This is a genomic window from Streptomyces sp. NPDC059008 (assembly GCF_042749045.1).
In the GTDB taxonomy this organism is placed as follows: Bacteria; Actinomycetota; Actinomycetes; order Streptomycetales; family Streptomycetaceae; genus Streptomyces.
This window is the reverse complement of the sequence record NZ_JBHYJC010000005.1, coordinates 240990-262343: the sequence shown is the minus strand read 5'-3', so window position 1 is coordinate 262343 and position 21354 is coordinate 240990. Positions and strand designations below refer to the sequence as shown.

Here is a 21354-nt window from a genome sequence, read left to right as displayed (position 1 = left end):
CAAGTAGGAGAGCGATGAATCAGGAGTCAGGATCCCCTGGCGTCGAGCAGGCAGCGGACCGAGTCCGTGTGGCACTCCGGGAGCTGCCGGGGATCACCGACTGGTGGGTGGCCGCCGGGCCGGCCGATACCGGGATCATCGCCTACGTGGTCCCAGGGCGGCCGACCGGCCATGCCGACCTCCTGCGCACCCTGCGGCGCGCCTGCGTCGGCGTGCCGCAGGAGCTGGGCCCGCACCTGGTCCGGCTGACCGCGCTGCCCCGCGACCCCGAGGGACACGTGGACCAGGACCGGCTGGCCGAGCTGCCGGCACTCGGCGAGGACACACTGCGCGCGGCCGAACGGGCCGCACTCGAAGTCGGCGCCACCCAGGCCCGGGCCGCGATCGTGGAGGCCGGTGTACCGCAGCCCGGCGGACTGGTGGTCTGGCCGGGCGACGCCGCGCCGGTGCCCGCGCGTCAGGACGGCGAGGCGCCCCCGGCACTGCTCAGCGGCGGGCGGCGGATCAGCCACCCGGACGGTCCGCTCACCCTCGTACAGGCACTGGAGCGGGCCGCGGCCGGCAGCGCGGGCGTGGTGTTCGACCCGGGCGCGGGCGAGGCGGTCCGGCTGACCTATGGCGAGCTGCGCGAGCGCGCCGCACGGGTGGCGAAGGGCCTGCAGGGGGCCGGGGTGCGTCCGGGCGATCCGGTGCTGCTGCCGGCCGGCGACAACGAGGAGTTCCTGACCGCCTTCTGGGCCTGCCAGTTGACCGGCGCGGTGGCTGTCCCGTGCGCCCCGGTCACCGCGGAGGCGGGCGCCTCGGCGGCGGAGCGGCTGCAGTACGTGTGGGAACTGCTCCAGGAGCCCGTGATCGTCACCTCCGACCCGACGAGCGTGCCGCCGGCCGTACGCGAACGCGCCCGGCTGCACGGCCTGGACGCGCTGACCGAGGCCGAGCCCGCCACCCCGGCGGAGATCCGGCCGGACGACATCGCGGTGATGCTGCTGACCTCCGGCAGCACCGGGATGCCCAAGCTGGTCACCCAGACCCACGCGGCGATCCTCTCGATGACCGCCGCCGCCCGCGCCACGCTCGGCCTCGGCGCCGACGACGTCTCCGTCAACTGGTTCCCGCTGGACCACGTGGTCGGCCTGCTGATGTGCCATGTCCGCGACGTCTACCTGTGCTGCGAGGACGTGCACGTCCCCACCGACGCCGTGCTGGGCGACCCGCTGCGCTGGCTGGACCTGCTCACCCAGTACCGGGCCACACTGACCTGGGCGCCGAACTTCGCCTTCTCGCTGATCGGAGCCCGCGCCGGGGACCTGGCCGACCGTGACTGGGACCTGTCCCGGGTGCGGTCCATCATCAACGCGGGGGAGATGGTCGTCGCCGAGCAAGTACGCCAGTTCCTCGCCGTGCTCGCGCCGTTCGGACTGCGGGATCACACCGTGCAGCCCGCCTGGGGCATGTCCGAGACCTGCTCCGTGGTGACCGCGGACCAGGATTTCTCCGGCACGGGGGGCTCACTGCTCGGTCCCGTGACGGTCGGCGGCCCGTTCCCCGGCCTGTCGGTGCGCATCGTCCGGGCCGACGGCTCGCCCGCGGTCGAGGGCGAGACCGGCGACCTGGAGGTCACCGGCAGCATGGTCACCCGCGGCTACCACAACAACGACAAGGCCAACGCCGACTCCTTCGCACCCGACGGCTGGTTCCGCACCGGCGACCGCGCCGTCATCGCCGCCGGGGCACTGACCATCGTCGGCCGCTCCAAGGACGTCATCCGGGTCAACGGCATCAGTATCCCCTCGACCGAGGTGGAGGCCGTGGTCGAGCGCTCCGACCGGGTACTCGAGAGCTTCACCGCCGCGGTCTGCTACCGCCCCGACAACGCCGCCACCGACGAGATCGCCGTCTTCTACAGCCCGCGGGCCGGCCAGCAGGCGGAGGTGGTGGGCGCTGACGTACGCCGCCGGGTGCTGGAGCACTACGGCTTCCCGCCCCGGCACGTCATCCAGGTGCGGCCCGAGGAGATACCCAAGACCTCGATCGGCAAGATCCGCCGTGCGGTGCTCGCCGCACGGCTGCACGCGGGGGAGTTCGATGACCGGCTGGCGCGCGGCGCGGCGGCCGAACCCGCCGGGGTGTGGCTGGCCCGCCCCGAGTGGCGCGTCCGAGCGGCCCGTCCCACCGCGCCCGGCATCCGTGACATCGACGGCGCGCGGACCGTGGTGCTGGGCGCGGACGCCGCGACCGGCGGACGACTGCGTGCCCTGCTGACCGCCCACGGGCGCCGCTGTACCTTCGGGATCTGGGACGGCGACCAGGAGATGGACCCCCAACTGGTCACTGTTGCGCCCTCGGTCGGCGCGGTCGGCGCGTTCCTGGCCGACGGCGCGAACGGTACCCGGCTACCCGGCGAAGTGGTGCTCGCCTTCCCGGCCGAGCCGCAGCCGCAGGACGCGCGCACCTTGATCGAGCGTCAGGCCGCCGTGATCGAGCAGGTACTGCTGGTGGTCCGCGCACTGGACGAACTGGGGCCGCGCGGGCCGATCCGGCTCACCCTGCTCGGCGCCGGCCTGTGCGCGGTCACCGCCGACGAAATCCCGGACCTCGCGCTGAGCCCGCTCGCGGGGCTGGCCCCCAGCCTCGATGCCGAACTGCCCTGGCTGCGGGTGCGGTTGATCGACGCCGAACCCGGCGATGAGCGGACTGTGGATGGCGAACTGCTCGGCGAAGCGGGAGGCGCGGTGGTTTCCTACCGGGGCGGTGTGCGGCGCGAGCTGTGCATCACCGGCCAGCCCGAGCCCGAGCCCGAGCCCGAGCCCGAGCCCGAGCCCGAGCCCGAGCCCGAGTCCGACACAGAAGGGCCGTCGGCACTCTTCCGGCGGGACGCGACCTACCTGGTCACCGGTGGCCTCGGCGGCGTCGGCTTCGAGGTCTGCCGTCATCTGCTCGCCACTACCGGCTGCTCGCTCGTCCTGCTCGGCCGCACCCCGCTGCCGGAGCCGAGCACCCTGCAGGGCGACCGGGGCGCACTCGACGCCCGCCGGCGGCGTCTGCGCGAGCTGGAACAGGTCGGCCGGGTCCGCTACCTCGCTGTCGACTCCGGCGAGGAGGCCGGGCTGCGCGCCGCGCTCGCGGAGGTCGAGGCATCCTGGAACCTGCCGATCGCCGGTGCCGTGCACTTGGCCGGACTGATGGACGGCGTCCCGGTCGCCGAGCTGACGCCGGAACGGCTGCGCGAGGTGCTCGCCGCCAAGGTCGAACCCGCCCTGCTGCTGGGTCGGCTGATCGCCGAGCGGAAGGGCTCCGTGGTCGCCTTCTCCTCGGTCAACGCGCTCTTCGGCGGCGCCCAGGTGGCCGGCTACGGCGCGGCCAACGCCTTCCTCGACGCCTGGGCCGCACAACTGGGCGCCCAGGGCGTGCCGGTGCATCTGCTGTCCTGGTCCCGCTGGCAGTCGACTGGCATGAGCGCGGGCAGCGAGGACGACGAACTGGTCCGCTCGCGCGGCTACCGGGTGCTCACCGTGGAGGCCGCGCTGCGCGCCTTCGACAGCGCCGTGCGGCTGCCCGTCGGCCACACCGTGATCGGCCTCGAGCCGACCAACCCGTTCATTCTGTCCCGCGTCGAACTGCCGACCGCACCGCTGGACCGGCTCGAGGTCCGCTGCGTACCGCTGCCCGCTCACACCGGCGAGCTCGTCGTCGACGATCTGCGCGGCACACCGGTCGCGGTGGCGGCCGTCGCCGACCCGACGGGTACGGGCTCGCGCGAGGGCGCCGACCGGGAGACCCTCGCCACTCTCGCCGGTATCTGGCAGAAGGTCCTCGCCGCGCCCGAAGTCCCCTACGATGCAGGGTTCTTCGACCTGGGCGCGCGGTCCCTGCAGCTGCCCCGGGTGCAGCACCTGATCGAGGAGAAGCTGCGGACCCGGGTGGAGATATCCGACTTCTTCGCCCATCCGACCGTTGCCGCCCTCGCCGCGCACCTGGACCGCCTGCGCGGCGCGGGCGGCGGGGGAGGCGGGGGCGGACAACCCGAACCGGCCGCGCCGCGGCGCGGCTCCGACCGGTTCGGCCGGCCGGGCACCGCCCTCCTGGAAACGGAGGCCGTGTGATGAGCACCGCCGAATCCGGACGGGACGTCGCGATCATCGGCATGGCCTGCCGGTTCCCGGGCGCGAACACGCCCGAGCAGTTCTGGGCCAACCTCACGGGCGGGGTCTCCTCGATCCGCACCTTCACCCCCGACGAACTCCTCGCCGCCGGCGTCGACCCCGACTTGGTGCGCCACCCCGACTACGTGCCGTCCGCCGGCTACCTGGAAGGCGCCGAGGACTTCGACCCCGGGCTGTTCCGGATCCCGCCCGCCGAGGCGCGGATCACCGACCCCCAGCACCGGCTCTTCCTCGAGTGCGTCTGGGACGCCCTCGAACGGGCCGGGTACGACCCGCAACGGCTCGGCGACGCAAGGATCGGCTGCTTCGGCGGCGCGGGCATGGCCCTGTACGCGGGCAACCGACTCAGCTCCTACTTCAGCGAGAACCTGGCCCGCAGCTCCGGTCTGCTCACCGAACTCGCCCCGCTCCAGGCGTTCATCGCCACCCAGAGCGACCACCTCTGCACCCGGGTCTCGCACCGCCTCGGCCTCCGCGGACCCAGCATCGGTGTGCAGACCGCCTGCTCCACCGGCCTGGTGGCGCTCCACCTGGCCTGCCAATCGCTGCTCACCGGAGAGAGCGACATGGCGCTCGCCGGTGCGGCCGGGGTGCACTTCCCGCTGCGCCGCGGCTACGTGTACGAGGAAGGCGGCTTCCTGTCCCCGGACGGCGTGTGCCGCCCGTTCGACGCGGCGGCGCGCGGCACCGTGGGGGGCAGCGGCGCGGGCGTCGTGCTGCTGCGCCGCCTGCAGGACGCGCTGGCCGACGGCGACCCGATCTGTGCGGTCATCAAGGGCAGCGCGGTCAACAACGACGGAGCTGTCCGGGCCGGTTACCTGGCCCCCAGTGCCGAGGGCCAGGCCGACGTGGTCCGCACCGCGCACCGGATGGCCGGGATCGCACCGGACGACATCGGGTACCTGGAGGCGCACGGCACCGGTACCTCGCTCGGCGATGCCATCGAAGTCAGCGCGCTCACCCAGGTGTTCGGCGCCGGAACCGGGCGCGAGATAGGCCTGGGATCGGTGAAGTCCAACATCGGCCACCTGGACACCGCAGCCGGCCTCCCCGGGCTGATGAAGGCGGCCATGGCGCTGGAGCACGGTCTGATCCCGGCCACGCTGAACTTCACCACTCCCAACCCGGCGCTGCGGCTGGAGAGTTCACCGCTCTTCGTGGTCTCCGAGAACACCCCGTGGATTCAGCACCGGTCCGAACGCCTGGCCGGGATCAGCTCGTTCGGCGGCGGCGGCACCAACGCGCACGTGGTGCTCGCCGCGGCGCCCGAGCGGCCCGCCGCGCGGACGGACGCCGGCCCCTACCTGCTCACCCTGTCAGCACGCAGCTCGGAAGGGCTGCGTCAGCAGGCCGAGGCCTATGCCGACCACGTGGCCGCCACCGAGCAGGACCTGGCCGACGTCTGCGTCACCGCCCGGACGGCCCGGCCCACTTTCGCCCACCGCGCCGCCGTGGCCGCGCCCGACGCGGACACCCTGGTGGAGCGGTTGCGCACCCTGGCGCGCCACGACGTGACGGCGGACCGGGCCGCGCCGCCGGGGGACCAGCAGCCCGTCTTCCTGTACAGCGGCCAGGGCGGCGCACTCGCCGAGACCACCTGGAGCCTGTACCAGCGGGTGCCGGCCTTCCGGTCCGGACTGGACGAGTGCCTGCAGGAACTCGGTGAGGCAGGCCCCGCACTGCTGGAGCTGTTGCGCACCGATGCCCCAGCCCTGCACACCGAGGCACGCTGGGCCCAGCTCGGGCTGTTCTGCTTCCAGTACGCGTTCACCGGAGTGTGGACCTCGGCCGGGGTCCGTCCCGCCGCCGTGCTCGGCCACAGCCTCGGCGAGTACGCAGCCGCCTGCGCGGCCGGGATCCTCGACCTGCCGGACGCACTGCGGCTGGTGACGGCGCGCGGCCGGCTGATGGACGAGCTCTGCCCGGCCGGCTCGCTGCTGGCCGTGATGGAGACCGAGGACCGGGTACGCGACGTACTCGCGCGCACCGCCGTGCCCGCCGAGATCGCCGTGGTCAATGGCGAGCGCGCGGTAGTGGTGGGCGGGCCCGCGGACGCGCTCGCCAAGATCACCGCCGAATTCGGTACCGAGACCGTCACCACCGCCGTCGGTACCACGCACGCGTTCCACACCAGCGCCGTCGACCCGATGCGCGAGGAGTTCGAGCGCGCCGTCGACGGGGTCCGGTTCCGCGAGCCCAGGGTGCCGTTCGTCTCCTCGATGGCCGGCGGTGCGGGGCTGTCCGCCGCCGATCCGGCGTACTGGGTGCGCCAGGTGCGCGAGACCGTACGGTTCGGGGACGCACTGGAATCGCTGCTCGACGGCCACCGTCTGTTCCTGGAGATCGGCCCCGCCGCCGTGCTCAGTGGCCACGGGCGGAGCTCCGGAGCCGACGCGGCCTTCGTCTCCTCCCTGCAGCGCCGCAGGGATACGGCCGAGGCGCTCACGCAGGCGGCCGCCCGACTCTACGCCCTCGGCACGCCGGTCGACACCTCCCGGTTCGGTTCGCGCGGCTCCGGACGACGGGTGCTCATCCCCACCTCGCACCGGATCCGCGAACGCTACTGGATCGACCCGGGCCCGGCCGCGCAGACCGTGACACCCGAGGCCGCGTCGACCACCGACGGAACGCTCTTCCACGGCCGCACGGTCTGGGAGCCGGCACCGGGACCCCTCACCGAGACCACCTCGGACCTGTCCTGGACCGTGCTGGGCTCGCCCGACAATCCGGTCGCCGTGCGCGTCGCGGAAGCGATCCGCGCGCACACGGGGTCCTGCGAGCTGCGGGCACCGGGCGAGGCACCGCCGAGCGGGACGCCCGACACTCTCGCTGCGGGGGTCGTCTGCGTCCCCGACCCGACCGTGGATCCGGCACCGGTCGGCCTGCCCGACTGCGTCGCCACCGTCGCCGCCCTGCTGCGCGGCTACGCGGACGGCACCACCGTCGCGCCGCGCCGCTTGGTCCTGCTGACCACCCGTGCCCAGTCCACCGATGCCGCCCCCGATCCCGCACATGCGGCGCTGTGGGGCCTGGCCCGTAGCGCGCGCACCGAGCTCACCGAGATCGCGATCCGCTGCGTGGACACGGACGGTGGCCCGTTCGACGCCGGTCTGGTGGTCGACCTGGTCGGTGGTGTCGATCCGGAGGTCGCCTACCGTGACGGCGTCCGGCTGCTCGCCCGGATCAGTCCGGTCGCCGGGCAGCCCGCCCTGCCGCGTCTGGACCCCGACGCGACGTACCTGGTCACCGGCGGCGGTGGTGCGCTCGGTGCCCGGGTGCTGCGCCGGTTGTACGAACTGGGCGCCCGTCACCTGGTGGCGCTCGGCCGGACAGCAGGCGGCGCCGGTATCGGTGAGACGATCCTTGAGGAGCTGCGTGCCGACGGCCTCGATCTGCTGAGAGCCCAGGTGGACGTCACCGAAGCCGCGCAACTCGAGTCCTTGTTCACCTATTTGGCGAGCGCCTATCCGCCTGTACGCGGCATCGTGCACACGGCCGGAGTGCTCGACGACGCGACCCTGGCCAACCTCACATCCGATTCGCTGGCCCGGGTGCTGGCCCCCAAGCTCGACGGCACCCGTCACTTGGACCGGCTCACGGAGCGGCTCGACCTCGACTTCTTCGTCTGTTTCTCGTCCATCACCGCGACGCTGGGCGCCCCGGCCCAGGCCGCCTACGCTGCCGCGAACGCGGCGATGGACGCCGTCGCGGCAGGCCGCCGGGCGCGCGGGCAGTGGGCGGCCTCGGTCCAGTGGGGCCCTTGGTCCGGGGGCGGCATGCACACTGCCCTCGGGGAACGGCCCAGGAGCACCAGCCGGGGTCTCGGCGAGCTCAGCCCCGAGCAGGGCATGTCCGTGCTCGACCACGTGCTCGCCGCCACACCTGACACCACGCTCGCCGCCCACCTGCGGGTACCGCACGCCGACGCTGATCCCGTCGCCTTCGCCCGCCAACTCACCGACCCGCCGGCCGAGGGTGCCATCCCGGCGGCCGCCGGCGCCGTGGCCGCCGACCTGCGCGCACTCCGGCCCTGGCAGCGTGCCACCCGGATGACCGATTACGTGTCCAGCGCCGTCGGAACCCTGCTAGGAGAGGAACTCGGCGGCCTCGACACCGAAACCCCCTTCATCGAGCTGGGTCTGGACTCCCTCCTCGGCCTGCGCCTGCGCAGCCGCCTCCGCGAGGACCTGGCCATCCGCCTCACACCGACCTACAGCTTCGACTACCCCACTATCGCGGAACTGTCCGCACACTTGGTGGAGTTGATCGAGTGAGGCGACCCCGCACCAGCCGACGCGGTCGGCTGGGCTCTATCAGGATTGAGGGTCCTCCAAGATTTTCGTAGCCGGTGATCGACTTTGTCTGGTGGTCAGTTGAGCAGGATGCGCTGGTAGGAGTGGGAAGCCGGCCCGGCCGTAGGGCTGGCGCTTGAGGAGTTTGGGGTTGGCGATCAGCGCCTCCACCCGACCCCACGTCCACCGGCCCTCGATCGGGTACCGGTCGGGCTCGGCGGCCAGGATCTCAACGATGTCCGCCGCCCTCAGGTGCTCCTACCGGCGCAGGCGGCACAGCTCCTGGGCGGCTGAGGTCGGCGGTGTTGCAAGGGCGGGATGCGTCTGGTCACGTCGCACCTCGGAAGCCGTTCGGTTGAGGTCTCCGCTACCGTGGTGTTGCCCTAACGGAGTTTCGCGGACACGACCAGGGACAGAAGCTCCGCGCTCAGAGTCCCTGGCGTTCACGGCTCACCCTCCGACGGTATAGCGGCCTACATCCCCCAGAGACAGCGCTAGGAGCCCGTGGTCGAGTCCGACGATCAGCCGCTGTGCCACCCATGTGACGGCAAGCGCGGGATGGTGTACGGGAATCTCCTCGACCAGCGCCAGGTTCGCCACGTCCCACAGGCGCACAGTCCGGTCACTGCTGGCGGTGGCGAGAAGGAGCCCGCCGTCACTGACCACGCTCACTGCGTTGACCGCGCCCGTGTGACCCGAGAGGTCTCCGAAGAGTTCGCCCCGCTCGGCGTCCCACAGGTATATCCCCCCGTGCGCGTGCGCGGTGGCGAGTGCGGTCCGCCCGGCCATGGGCAGCGTGCACATCGCAAAAGTCTCGCTCGTGGAAACCAACTTGTGGCGTTGACCGGAGACCGCGTTCCACAGCCACACTGCGCCGTCCTGCCCGTCCGTGGCCGCGGCGACGTACGGTTGTCCAGCAAGTTCCAAGGGGCACATGGCGTAGATCCCGCTGCGGAAGCGGGAGAAGTGCGTGGTCTCTTCGGTGAGTGGGTCCCAAAGCCATGCGCTACCGTCGGTGTGGCCCATGGCTAGGAGCGTTCGGTCGCCAACGTGCACGGCACACACGGCGTAGGCGGGTTTGGTGCCCGGACGCCGGGAACGGGGCCAGGCGTCTAGGGGATCCCACAGCCACACCGCTCCGTCGTCGCCGCACCCGGCGAGGTACGGCCGGTCGAGGCGGTTTGGGGAGCACAAAGCGCGCACCCATTCGCGGTTGCCCTTCAACGCGCCGACGACGATGCCAGAGTCGGGATCGCGCAGCTCGGTGACGCCGTCGTCGCCGCCGGCGGCCACTAGCATTCCGTCGCTGCTGTGAGCGGGGCAGAGGGCGCGGATCGCGCTCACACGGCTGGCGCGCGGTGCCGCCGGGTCCCACAGCCGCACGGTGTGGTCGGAGCCCCCACTGGCGAGCAGGTCTCGGCCGTTGACGCGCAGGACGCAGAGGGAGTCCACGGAGTCGGAGTGGCCTTGGAGGGTGATGGCGATCCGGCCTGTCTCCGGGTCCAGCAGTCGGACCAGATCGCCGCTCGTGCCAGCAAGGAGTGAGCGTCCTTCGACCGTGACGGCGCTCAGCGTGAAGTCCAGGTCCTCACCGGGGAGGGTGCGTACGCACCAGCCGCTGGCCGGCTCCCACAGCCGAACGGTCTTGTCCGCGCCGAGACTTGCCAGCAGGGTGTGCTTTTCTACCTGCACGGCGCATAGGGCAACGACGGAACCTTCGTGTCCCTCGAGGACGTGGACACGTTCTCCGGTATCGGGACGCCAGAGAATAATGGAGCCGTCCTCTTCGTCCCCGCCCGACGCCAGGAGGGTTTCGTCGTCGACCGCCACTGCGCATACACTCTCGACCCAGCCGCTGTGCCCCGAAAGGACCGCGGTGCACTGTCGTGCGGTGGGATCCCAGACACGGACTGTTCCGTCCGCACTCGCGGTCGCAAGGCAGGGGCCGTCGGCCGTGTCGAACGCGCACAAGTCGCGAATCGGGCTGAGGTGGCCGCTTAGGTGCCCCGCGGCGCACTGCCGGGATTCGTTCCACAGCCAGACGTTGTTGTCCGTGGCAAGAGCGAGGTAGGTCTGCTCGTCGACGATCACGCCGCACATCGCCCTGATGCGGCCGAACTCGGGTGTGAGGCGTCGAACTGTCCGAGCGGTGACTGGGTCCCACAGGCGCACGGTCCCGTCGCCGGAGGCGCTGGCGAGCAGGGTGCGGGATGCAGGGCCGAAGGCACACACGGAGCGGATCTCGGCGCTGTGGCCCTCAAGGACCGCCTCTTCGGCGCGCGGGGCGACTGCCGCCCACTCGGCTCGGTACGGCCCTTGCGCAGCCAGAGGCCCATAGACCTGCTCGAACCCTTCCTGCGTCTCGGTCACACTGAAGAGGGCCGCGCGCCGGGCGGCATCACAGTCGATGGCCTGCGGCGTCCGGCGCAGGATGTGCGCACGTTCCTTGGCCGCCCCGGAGAGCGCTGAACCGCTCGCCGGGATGAGGCGCCGCAGATCTGCATGGAGCGCGTACTCCGGCTCTGCAAGCAGTTCGTCGATGATCCTGCCGCGGACAGCGTGTCGGGGCAGCGAACGCAGCAGGTACGCGGGCGCGCGGTCCCAGCCGAGCCTTCTGCCGTAGGCGATGAACGAGCGTGTGAGGGCGCGCTCGTCGGTCACGGCCGAGCCGAGCTGGGCGCGGCTTTGCCGCAGCGCGTCGTCGAGGGCCTGGTGGAAGAGCCGGAACACGCCCGTGTTCTGGTCGTTGACGCCGGTCTCGACGAGGAAGTTCGCGGCTGACGAGCGTGCCAAGGACTGGAGTTGGTCCGCAGTGAGGTGGTGGCCCGTGAGTTCCTCCACCGCGGCGCTCCACAACGGCAACGGGAGCCCCGGTGCCTCGGCGTAGGCTAGGACACAAAGGGCATCAGCCGCCGGAGCGCCGTCAACGGCAGGCAGCCGTGCGAGGTATTCCTGCAGTGCCGCGGCGACTGTGGGCGTGAAGGCGATGTCGGCGGGCGCGGCTGCGTGGGCGTCGTGCAGGCCGTGAGCGCGCGCGGTGAGCCCGGCCACGAGGAAGTTCGCGTCAGCGAGATCGGCGATGCGGGCAGCGACCGGGCGTGCGGTCCGGTCGTCGCCGTAGGGGTTGTCGGGCCGCTCGTCGCCCAGGAGTTGGAGCGTGGCCATCGTGTACGCGGTGAGGTCCGCTGCGTCGAAGTACTCGGGAGCGTCGAGGTCGACGACGCGGGCCGCTTTGCCGAACGGGTCGAGCAAACTGCCGGCGTCGTCCCTGCGACGGCTGCCAACCAGCACCCTGACGTGGAGATCCGCGCAGGTCTCGGCCAGCGGGATGGCGATGTGCCGCGCGATCAGGCGGGCCTGCTGCGCGCTGGTGGCCTCGTCAAGGGCGTCGATGACCACGATGAACGGCGCATTTGCGGAGGCGGGCCGCTCGGATAGCGCGGTCCGCAGCACGGAGGAGAGGTCGCTTGCGCGCTCGGGCGGTGAGGCCGAGGCCGCAGTGGCGATCTCCGCAGCCACCTCGAGGGCGGTCTTTCCCTTGGCGTGCACGGCGCAGGAGACCGAGCCCAGGGGGGCACGCAAGGCGTCGTCGTCCGCCGGGAGCGACGCGGCGATACCGGGATCCGCCGAGGTAACCACTCGCCCGAGCACCGCGGACTTGCCCACGCCGGGCGACCCGGTCACCAACAGGACTTTCCGCGGCGCGACAGCGCAAGTCATCCAGCCGATGATCTCGGTGAGCGCGGCGGTTCGCCCCCGGAACCGGAAGCCCTGTTCGGCGTCCGTGCTAACGCCGCGGGCGCGCGGCTTCCAGTGCCGGCCAGCCTCCGGGTCCTCGTCCAGCGTCCAGCCCCACGCCGCGAGCGCAGTCTCGCCCGCTGCCTCAGCTGACCAGTCGGCGAGCAGTGCGATCTTCTGGTCGGGCAGACACTTGTCGACGTGATGGAGCGTGAAAGCCCGGGCATCACCCGAGCCACTGGCTTGACCGACCATACCCACGACCGCGCCGTACGTCGGCGACCACAACGCAGCGCCGCTGTAGCCGGGTTTGACGGGATAGCGCGAGGCCGTGTCGAGTCGCACCCACCCGTAGGCGAGCGATTCGCCGACCGTCCCGTCCGACGAATTACCGAACAGGTCGCCGTCGGGGAACCCGAAGGCCCACCACGCCTCGCCCACGAGGGCGGATGGCGTCGGCCGCCGCAACCGCGCGGCCGGCTCGCCGGAGACCGGCTGCGCGAGCACGAGGACGGCCACGTCCTGCGCCCGGCGCTTTGCTGGGGGCTCCGGGGCGAACACGTCCCGTACCCGGAAGCGCCGGTCCATGAACTGGTCCGACTTGGGGAACGCCACCCACAGTTCCTGCGTCCGTTCCCACGTGGGGCAGGCGACATGCGCGCACGTCAGCACCCGGTGGTCGTCGATGAGGAAGCCGGAACCCAACGCCTTCTCGTCGTGTTCCGTACCGTGCGCTGCGGCCACCCAGGCATCGGTGCCCGGGCGCGGGCCCGAGCCAGCAGCGGTGCTCATCAAGGCTCAGGACCCGTCCGCCGCCGGGGGACGCCATAACAGTGACACTTCGAAGTTCGCGTCCGTCGAGGCCTTGGCGACGAACCAGTTGGCCGTCCCGCTGACCTTGATCCCGAACTTCACCTGAACCTCCGCGGGGCGGAGCGCCGCGGCCTGGTCGAGTACCGTACGGGCAGCTTCCACGGCCGGACGTACGGCTTCGCGTACCTGCCCCACGATCTCCGCGGCGCCGACCTGGTAAAAATCGTCCGTCGGCTCGATCTCGAACTGGACGACTGTCTCGTCGTCCAGCACGTACGACACCACCTGATCTGCCATCGCGGCCCCCTCTGTGGAGTGAGATCACAGCTTAGATCCAAGATGTGGCTCCAGATGGGTAGTTGGATGCTCGCGCGTGGTGGCGCGCGAACCGACCCAGGCGGCTCCTGTGCCGCCGCACTGGCGCTACATTCCGGCGTGACCATGTCCGGATGGGGGACCACGGCGACGGCCTGATACACCTCGGGAGCCGGATAGCCTGGCGTTGCTTCAACGGAGCTTCGCGGACATGAACGTCGACAACCGAACCGGCGGGTGCGGTTGAGCTTCCTGGGGTGACCTTGGGCGGGTCATTCTTGCAGGGCCTGGTCCGGGTGCCGGCTCTCGTGCGCTCTCGGGAGCCACGGCTGGGGGCCGGGTGTTCGCCGTGCCGGATTGCTCGGTGGGAGGCCGACCGACGGTGTCCTGACTGCCCACGTGCGGGTCATTGCCGGCGCCAGCAGGACGCTCGCAACTGGGGTGCTCTGGTATCTGTGCCATAGGCTGGATGCGCAGGGTGTGAAGGGAAGACTTCGCTGAAGTACCGCGGAGTGACGTGGCTTTGGGGGAGTGCGGGTGGATACCGACGGCGTGGTCAGCCCTGTGTCGGGGCAGCAGGGACCAGCAGCCGTCTCCGCGGCGTCCGAGCCCATGACGCCGTCACGAGCCGGCAGGCTCGACGACCAAGTTCCCTTTCTTGCCCGGTTGGAGCGCCAGGAGCGGGTGGCTCTGCTGGAGCTTGGCCGGCCCATGAAGTACAGCCCGCGGTCCGTCCTGGTCCATCAGGACGAACCGTCCACTCACGTTGTGGTCATCCTCGCCGGCTGGACCAAGGTCATCCACTCCGCGGCCAACGGTTACGAAGCTCTGCTCGCCCTGCGGGGGCCGGGCGACATCATCGGTGAGGCCTCCGCAGTCAGCGGCCGCTCGCGCTCGGCGACAGTCGCCGCACTCGGAAAGGTCGAGGCCGTCACGATCGAGCGCGGCAGATTCCTGGACCATCTCGCGGAGTTCCCGGCTACTGCCCTCCAACTGCTCAGCCTCATTGGGGACCGGACACAGGCCAGCGATCGGCGACGCGTGGAGCAGGGGGCGCTCGGGGTTCGTGAGCGGTTGTCGCTCCTGCTCCTGGAGCTGTCGCGCACACACGGGGTGCAGGATGCGGAGGGGGTGCGCCTGACCACCGGTCTCAGCCAGCAAGAGCTGGCAGGCGCGGTCGGAGCCTCCCGCGAGGCGGTGGCCAGGCTTTTGAAAGAGCTGCGGGAACGCGACATCGTCCGCACCAGTCGCAGAGGACTGGTCATCGTCCGCCCGGACCTGCTGCGCCGGATCGGGGGCGGCGAATAGCCGACCGATGGCTTTGCAGTCGAGGCGAGTTGTGTGCCATCGGCTACAGACGCTGTGTGTAGCTGTTCCTGTTCCACTGTCAGACCCCTACGAGATAGTGCTCCGGACTGAGCCCGACCGTCCGAGAGGCACCTATGATTCTGGCCCTGACAGAACCCGTCAACCGCACCATTCTGCTGCTGGACATCGAGGACTTCAGCCGACGGGACGATGTGGTGCAGGCCTGCCTGCGCCGGGAACTGCACAACGTGGTGGAGGACACCCTGGCTGAGGCGGGTGTTGAGAGGAACATGCAGTACCGCGAGGATCGCGGGGACGGCCTGATCGTGCTGGTCAGCGCCGACATCCCGAAAACTGTGGTCCTCCGGGCCCTGCTGACGACCACCCCGGATGCGTTGTGCCAGTACAACCGGCTGGCATCGAGCACTGCCCAGATGCGGCTGCGGATGGTACTGGCCGCAGGGGAGGTCGCCTTCGACCCGAAGCAGGGCACGGTCGGCGGGCTCGTCGGCCACGACCTCAACCAATCCTGCCGGCTGCTCGATGCCGATGCCCTGCGCGAAGGGCTCGCGCAGCGAGACACGGACTGTGTGCTGGGGGTTTCGGCCCCCGTCTACGAAGGAGTGGTCCGCCATGGACACCGCGGACTGCGCCCGGAGGAGTTCCACCACGCCGCGGTGTCCGTGAAGAAGGACCGGCTCGACCTGTGGCTGCACGGTCCGCTCCCGCACCTCACCACCGTCCCTGCCCCGGGACCCGTGCCCGCCGGGCGCGGCAGCGGTGGTACGCACAACGATGCCGCCGGGCAGGCTCCCGCGGCGCCTGTCTCAGTGCCTGCGAGCACCGGGGCAGCATTCGCGTTCAACGGCGGGACCGTGTCGGTCGGCGGTAGCCAGATCAACGGCGATCAGACCGGGGTCAGTGGCGGCCACGTCACCGGGGACGTGGTCATGGGCTCTGTCCGGCACGAGGGCCGGAGCGAGCAGGCATGAGCGAGCAGCCTGGTGACAAGCAGACGGATCGCTCCCAGGACGACACCGACCCGGCGGCCGACCAACGGGAGCAGACCAACGACCAGCACGCCGAGGCGGAGGACGACCGTCCGCAGGACCCCTGGGCAGCGCGGCGTGAGCTGTACGAGCACGTACCGGCCGCGGTCAGCGGCAGCCTGGTCGGTGGCGATCAGACCGGGGTCAGCGGGGGCAGTGTCGCAGGCGACGTTGTTCTCGGCACGAAGGTGGAGCACCACTACCGTTTCGGCGCCGCCACCCACACCTCCGGAAACATCCCTTCTTCCGAACTCGACCAACTTGCCCTGGAGTTCGCCGGGTACGAGGAACTCGTGCACCCCCTGCGCGACCGGCTGCGCGAGAAGCGGGTACTCGTGCTGTACGGCGCGCCCTTCACCGGCCGCCGCAGTGCTGCCCTGATGCTGCTGCGCTCCTTGGACGCCGTGCCGGTACGCGCCGTCGACCCCAACACCCCGCCGACCGCGCTGAAGGACGAGGTGAATGGCGATTCGCACGGCTACCTCGTGAGCGACCTGGTGACGGGCAGGGAGAACCCACTGCGCGACATCGACCTGTGGGCCCTGCGGGACGCCCTCCGGGAGAAGGACGCCTATCTCGTCATCACCGTCGACCTGTTCGCGACCCTGCGGGGCGTCGACCCTGTTCCATGGGTGCCGCCGTCGCCCCAGGCTGTGCTCCGGTCACACCTGCACGCCCTGGTGGACGACCCGCGAAGGGAGCGCGAGCTGCTGGCTCTGGAACTCTCCCAGGAGTTCCTCGACCGGGACGACCACCAGCTGCGGGAGGCGGCGGCGTTCGCGAAGGCACTGGCCGAACACGCGGACGGCACGACTACTCGGGAGGAGCTGGCGAACGTCGGCCCGAGGCTGGTCCGGGAGCAGGTCCGGGAATGGTTCGGGGGCGACGAAACCCAGCTCCGGGACAAGGCGTTCCTCATCTCCCTGGCAGCGTTCGACGAGGCCGCCTACGCCCTGACCGCGGAGCTCAGCGACACCCTGTACGCGCAGTTCCAGAGAACGGAGGACGCCGGGAGGGAACCCCGGGTCGGTATCTTCGGGACGTCCATCACCAAACGCCTGCGCCTGGCCCGCGCTGTCGAGTACTGGAGGGAGGAACACACCGAGTGGGGCCCCGTGCGCCAGCGCGTGGCTCGCTTCCAGGAGCCCAGGGCCTCGGTCGAGGTCCTCCGCGAGGTCTGGACGAGCCACCCCTCCGCGCGGCCTGCTCTGCTCGCGTGGCTCCGGAAGCTCGCACAGGACGGCCGGCCGCTGGTGCGTACCCGCGCGGCAGTGACCGCCGCGGTGCTCGCCCAGACCGACTTGCCGTCGGCGATGGCCCTGCTCATCGAGGGCTGGGCGAAGTCGAAGCTCTACCGCGACTGCCTCGTCGCCGCCAACACCCTCGCGACGGCGCACGCCGTCGGTGCCCCGAACATCCCGCCGATCCTGCGTTCCTGGTGCGAGGAGGAGGCCGAACCACGGCTTCGCTGGACAGCCATCCGAGCCTACGCTCTGGTGGGCCCAAGGATGCCCGACGAAGCGCTGCAGGCGTTGGCGAAAGCCGCTCGCACTGGGGATGACGAGCAGGAGGCGCAGCACATCGCCGAGTCCGCCGCGCTGCTGCTGAGCGACGAATCGGCATCGGTGCGCAGCCGGGTGCTACGGGGCCTGGTCGAACTCCTCGGGGACGGGCCTTCCGGCCGTCGCCTGGCGCTGCAGGCGTTTGTCCTGGCCTGCGCGCGCGCCGACAGCTGGCTGTTGTTGCGGTGGCACACGGAAGCCGCCTCAACCGGCCCGCCCGAGGACGCACGGTGGCTGACCCTGCTCTGGCAGACGGCCCTGGGTGATCTGCGGTACACAGCCGATGCGTTGAAGGCCCTGGCCGGATGGGCCCTCGAGGCGGACGGCGATCCGCAGGCCGAGCGGGAACTGGCGATGCTGCTTCCGATGCTTGTCGACTCCGATGAGGACCGTAAGCGCCTCGATCACATGCTCGGGACACTGCGCGACCGGCGAGGGGGCGGCCCGCCCGCGGTAGCTCATCGTCTGATGGCCGTGCTGTAAGGCGCCGACTCTCGTCTGCGGCCACGGGCCGCGAATTCCGGATCACCGCTGAACGAGGAGAGATGAACCATGGTGGACATCCGCCGCGAGCCCGACTGGGACCAGGGAGCGGACCGGCACAGTGAGCTGGTCGACCCGGTATTGACCGTGCGCCAGTTGTCCCGGTTCGACCACCGCTGGGGGTACAGCCGGATCGACAATGCGCTGCTCTTCACCACGGACAAAGGGGAGTTCGAGGTCTACCTGCCACCCCATCGGCCGGCGCGCCCTCTGTTCGCCACCAGGCGGTACACCGCGGTCTACGAAGTCGACATGGGGGTGCACCCCTGCACCGTGTCGCTGCTGCTGCCCAGCGACAACGACGCCTTCGACTTCACCGCCGAGGTAGAGCTGACCTGGCAAGTCTCCCGGCCGCAAAAGTTCGTGGCCAGCGGGGAACGAGACGTGCCCGCTCTCCTGAAACGCCGGCTGGAGCAGTTGATGTACCCGGTCAGCCGTGGCTTTCCGATCGACCGGAGTGCGGATGCCGAACGCGCCGTGTACCGGGTGCTCTCCAGGGCGGGTGAGTTGGGGGACGAAGCCGGGCTGCGCACGTCGTACGCCGTGCGGCTCAGGCTGGACGACGCCGCGATTGCCCACCAGCGGGAACTACGCCGACTCCGGTATGCCGATGAACAGCTGGGCATGTCACACGACGTGGCAATGCGGGAGGACCGTCTCAGGGCGGAGCGGAATGTGGAGCGGGCCCAGCACGATCACGAACTGGCCATGCTGCAGAGACGCCAGGATGAGGAAGCGCGGCAGTTGGAAGCGGAGAAGATCCGCTACTACGAGTACTACCTCCAGCACGGCGGCGTGGCGATGTGGGCTTTGCACCTGGCGCAGCATCCGGAGGATTCCCGGCTGGTGATGGAAAACCTGCAGAGGGACCAACTGGACCTGATCCGAAGTCAGTCTGAGGTCGCCCTGCAGGTGTTGAAGGAAGGGAACGCGGAGGACTACCAGCGTGCCGGCCTGAACAAACAAGCCGTGGAGATTTTGGAAGGGCTCCTCGCCCGCAACCTGCCCGGCATTGCTTCTGCTCCCGCACCGGACTCCTTGCCTTGGGCAGGACCCACCGGGCACCGGTGCACTTCCACAAACAGAGGGACGGGGCGACCGCCAACAGCGCCGAGGAGGAGCGATGAGCGGTAGTGGGACGGAAATCCCGTCCGTGGGAGCCCGTCTGCTTGCGGAGCTGCGCTCTGAGACGGCCCGTGCGGACAGTAAGGCGTCTCTGCTTTTAGGGGTCATGAGCATGACCGTGAGTCTTCTCGGTGGCTTGGTCGCGGCTCACGGATGGTCCTTATCGGGGCTCTCGGCCCCCGGGAGCGTGCTGTTGTGGGTGGCCATGGCCGCTCTGGCCGGGGCACTGGGGTGCCTGCTCCTCGCCGTCCTGCCCCGGTACGGCACCAGCCGGTGGTCTCCGGGGCGGCCGTTGACGTACTTCGACGACATTCGCCGGGCCACGGAGGGCGGTCGGCTCGCAGAAGCCCTCGCCATCACCGAGGCAAACCAGGCCGATGGGGTACTCGAGGCGCTGGCCCAGAACAGTCGCATCGTCGGTGCCAAGCACTGGTGGATCCGGACCGGCCTGGCCGCCTATTGCGCGGGAGTCGTGCTTCTAGCCATCGCGCCACTCATCTGCTGAACGCATTTCACCGGCTTGCCTCTTACCGCGTCGTCACGATCAGGGCCGTACGCCTAGACAGGTAGCTACCATGACCGCTCCTCCCGATCCCACCCACGCTGGCCGCCCTCCCCTGCCCGACCCTCCGGCCTATCCGGCTGCTGTGGCCTCTCCGTCCCCGCACTGTCCAAACGAGACGATCCCGCCCCCGCCGCCGTACCCGGGCGGCACGACGCAGTACGATGCCGCCCGCGATGGCGGCGGGCCGGAGGGTCACTCCGGTCCCGGCGCCGGGAAGCCTGAGCCGCACGAGGATTTCGGCCACCGTGGGCGAGTGCATCTCGCCAAACGGCAGCGGAGCATCGATGTTACGGCCGTGCTGCAACTGCTGCTGCAGTTGCCCTCGTTCCTCGCAAGCCTGGTGATCATTGCAGTGCTCTCTCAGCTCCTGCTCCCTGACATGGGCTGGCTGGGGGGCTTGCTCTGGCTCGCTTCAGGGGCCATGGCGTTTTACCGGCCCATGGAGAGAGCCCTCGCCCGCCATCTGCTGAACCTTCGCCACCCCACCCCACGGGAACTGAGCCGGCTGGAACCATTGTGGCGGGCAGTGACCGCACGGACGGGCGTCGAGGGACGCGCATACGAGCTGTGGATCGAGGACAGCGATCATTTGAACGCCCTGGCCGCGGCAGGCCACATCGTGGGCGTCACCCGGTTTTCGCTGGAGCATCTGTCCGATGCCCAGCTGGCCGCGGTACTCGCTCATGAACTGGGGCACCATGTCCGCGGTCATGCGTGGTCCTCGCTCCTGGGGCAGTGGTACGCGGTTCCAGGACGTCTTGCGTGGGCGGCTGTGCGGAGGCTGATCCGGCTTGTCACCGACATCGGGCATGGGCGGATGGGCTTCTGGGCGGCAGCGCCGCTTCTGGTGGCGGGTGCCGCCGGCCTGCTGGTCGCGCTGGAGTACTGGTTCGTCACTCTGACGCTGGTCGCTGCCCCGTATCTGCTTGCCGCCGTGACCCGCCGGGCCGAAGTACGGGCGGATCACCATGCGGCAGCGGCCGGCTTCGGGCCGATGCTCGCCGAGGTGTTGCACATGATGCAGGCGGCGGATCGGGAAAGTGGATCCGTGACGGCTTCCGCCCTGTCCGGGTGCGGTAAAACGGCTGCGATGGGCACGAGAACCCCAGTTCGTGGCCGCAGACAGGGCCTCTTGGGAAAGCTCCTGTCCTCGCACCCCGACTACCACACGCGCCTGCACCACCTCGCGCCGTATCTAAAGCAACGATGAGCCTGCCGCACGGGTCAGCCCTTCAGCGGGGCGAGGTCGGCGGCGCCGAAGGAGACGGAGAATCGCTCGCACCAGATCACGGCGCTGCGGAACCTGGACAGATCGGTACCGGCCGGGACGGCGTAGTTCTGGTCGCCCAGGTTGCCTTTGAGCTTGCCGAGCTGGACCGCTCCGTCCCCGAGCCCGGTCTTCACCGCGTCGGCGTCCCTGGGCGAAAGGTAGACCCGGACATCCGGCCCTTCGCTGGTCATGAGGTTCTCCAACCGCAGCAGCTTGCCGCCGTCCGCGAGCCGGACGGTACGGGCCGTGCCGCTGGTGTCGTGCTCATGGGAGACGAAGCTGCCCTTGGCGAGGTCCTTCGCCCTGGTGTCCTTCATCGCCGAACCGGCAGCGGACTCGGCGACGGCCGGCAGGGTCTCGTTCACCGCGGTGTCGGTGAACGCCTTCCAGGGTTGGAAGAGGTAGAGCCCGATGCCGGCGGCGACCACCAGCACCAGAAGAACGGGCACGACCGTACGGCGGGACATGCGGGACACCAAGACCTCCGGAAGGGGAACGGGCGGGTCGGCTCCGAGCGGCCGCCCCGTCATGCGACCAGCCAACACGTGCGCCGCGCGCCGGGGTACCCGTGTGGCGCCCGCGTAAGACACCGGTAATCAGCCCTACCGGAT

At 70.5% G+C, this 21354-nt stretch carries 11 protein-coding genes; 8 read left to right on the top strand and 3 right to left on the bottom strand.

Annotation, left to right across the window (positions count from 1 at the left end; genetic code table 11):
- The first annotated feature begins 68 nt into the window (after positions 1-68).
- Positions 69-4103, top strand: coding sequence for an SDR family NAD(P)-dependent oxidoreductase (locus ACFWZH_RS10240; protein WP_384427697.1), 4035 nt, complete (start codon positions 69-71; stop codon positions 4101-4103).
- Positions 4103-8437: an SDR family NAD(P)-dependent oxidoreductase gene (locus ACFWZH_RS10235; protein WP_384427695.1), complete on the top strand. Its 4335-nt coding sequence runs from the start codon at positions 4103-4105 to the stop codon at positions 8435-8437. Before ACFWZH_RS10240 ends, ACFWZH_RS10235 begins: the two co-directional genes overlap by 1 nt.
- 468 nt (positions 8438-8905) lie before the next feature.
- Here ACFWZH_RS10235 and ACFWZH_RS10230 read toward each other — a convergent pair whose 3' ends face one another.
- Positions 8906-12937, bottom strand: a complete 4032-nt coding sequence (locus ACFWZH_RS10230; RefSeq protein WP_384427693.1) for a trypsin-like peptidase domain-containing protein — start codon at positions 12935-12937, stop codon at positions 8906-8908.
- 54 nt (positions 12938-12991) lie between these two features.
- Complete coding sequence (locus ACFWZH_RS10225; RefSeq protein WP_384427691.1) at positions 12992-13303, bottom strand: CU044_2847 family protein; 312 nt, start codon at positions 13301-13303, stop codon at positions 12992-12994.
- 630 nt (positions 13304-13933) lie between these two features.
- Here ACFWZH_RS10225 and ACFWZH_RS10220 point away from each other — a divergent pair.
- The 6 genes from ACFWZH_RS10220 (at position 13934) to ACFWZH_RS10195 (ending at position 20683) form a co-directional block, all read left to right on the top strand.
- A complete protein-coding gene (locus ACFWZH_RS10220) occupies positions 13934-14629 on the top strand; it encodes a Crp/Fnr family transcriptional regulator (protein ID WP_384427750.1) in 696 nt (231 codons plus the stop codon).
- 134 nt (positions 14630-14763) lie between these two features.
- A complete protein-coding gene (locus ACFWZH_RS10215; RefSeq protein ID WP_384427689.1) occupies positions 14764-15621 on the top strand; it encodes a hypothetical protein in 858 nt (285 codons plus the stop codon).
- Complete coding sequence (locus ACFWZH_RS10210; protein ID WP_384427687.1) at positions 15618-17723, top strand: hypothetical protein; 2106 nt, start codon at positions 15618-15620, stop codon at positions 17721-17723. Before ACFWZH_RS10215 ends, ACFWZH_RS10210 begins: the two co-directional genes overlap by 4 nt.
- Positions 17724-17792: 69 nt before the next feature.
- Entirely contained in the window at positions 17793-18917 is a 1125-nt protein-coding gene (locus tag ACFWZH_RS10205; protein WP_384427685.1) for a PE-PGRS family protein, read from the top strand.
- Complete coding sequence (locus ACFWZH_RS10200) at positions 18907-19413, top strand: Pycsar system effector family protein (protein WP_384427683.1); 507 nt, start codon at positions 18907-18909, stop codon at positions 19411-19413. Before ACFWZH_RS10205 ends, ACFWZH_RS10200 begins: the two co-directional genes overlap by 11 nt.
- Before the next feature lie 355 nt (positions 19414-19768).
- Positions 19769-20683 carry a M48 family metalloprotease gene (locus tag ACFWZH_RS10195; RefSeq protein ID WP_384427681.1) on the top strand — a complete coding sequence of 305 codons (915 nt, stop codon included), beginning with the start codon at positions 19769-19771 and terminating at the stop codon, positions 20681-20683.
- A gap of 14 nt (positions 20684-20697) precedes the next feature.
- On the opposite strand, the gene ACFWZH_RS10190 is transcribed toward ACFWZH_RS10195, so the two are convergent.
- On the bottom strand, positions 20698-21210 hold the full coding sequence (locus tag ACFWZH_RS10190; RefSeq protein WP_384427748.1) for a DM13 domain-containing protein: 513 nt from the start codon (positions 21208-21210) through the stop codon (positions 20698-20700).
- Positions 21211-21354: the final 144 nt, after the last annotated feature.